This window comes from Actinospica durhamensis (genome assembly GCF_018139695.1).
GTDB lineage: Bacteria > Actinomycetota > Actinomycetes > Streptomycetales > Catenulisporaceae > Actinospica > Actinospica durhamensis.
On record NZ_JAGSOG010000639.1, the window covers coordinates 1 to 808 of the forward strand.

General features: G+C 70.8%; 1 protein-coding gene. It reads right to left on the bottom strand.

The genetic code is table 11. The features are described 5' to 3' along the window. Positions 1 to 64 precede the first annotated feature (64 nt). Positions 65 to 481 carry a DUF1398 family protein gene (locus tag KDL01_RS41505; RefSeq protein ID WP_212534208.1) on the bottom strand — a complete coding sequence of 139 codons (417 nt, stop codon included), beginning with the start codon at positions 479 to 481 and terminating at the stop codon, positions 65 to 67. Positions 482 to 808 lie beyond the last annotated feature (327 nt).

An 808-nucleotide genomic window follows, 5' to 3' on the forward strand; every position in this document is an offset into this window, starting at 1 on the left:
TCCGAGGACCCCGCCCCCGCCGCCGCGCCCGCACTCGCCTGACGCGGGGTCACGGCCCGCGGCCTCAGGGCAGTTCGACCGCCGGGTAGTTCTCCACGTACCGGTCGTCCTCGGTGCCGCCCACGTAGGTGCAGGTGCGTTCGGCGGTGTCGATGATCCAGCGGGTGACGCCGGCGTTCCAGCAGGCTGCGACGAAGTCGGGGAACTCGCCGCCCTGCTTGTCGGCCTCGATGGCGGTCAGCAGGGCGGAGCGGTTCCAGGCGGGGACGTCGGCCGGCTCGGTGACGACGGGTCGGCCGGAGGGCAGCACGGCGCTGCCGGCGGTGGTGGTGTAGAGGCTGGTCGCGGTCGGGACGAGGAACTCGTGGCGCAGGACCCCGGCCGCGCGCAGGGCCTCGGCGAGGTACGGGAAGCCTTCGACCTTCGGGCGCGCCGCGAAACCGCGCTGCTGCGCGGCGGCGACCAGTTCATGGGCTGTCATGTCCTCAGATTCGGTCCGGCGGGCGGGTGGCGCAACATCAGTTGATTGCGCGGGCCGGGCCGGGGTGATAGCAATGAGGGCATGACCGTCGACCGCGCCGTCCACCTCGCGCTGGTCACCCGCAGCCACATCGACTTCTGCCGGGTCTGGTCGTGTTCGTGTCGCCGCTCCCTGTGACGGTACCCGAGCCCTGACGGTGCGGCGGTACCGGAGACGACCTGGAACACCCTCCCCCTTCTCCGCAGATTCCCCGCTGAGGTGTAGCCATCGTGAGCACGTTGGACGTGTCTTCCCCTGCCCAGCCCTCCCTTCCGACTGTCTCTTATA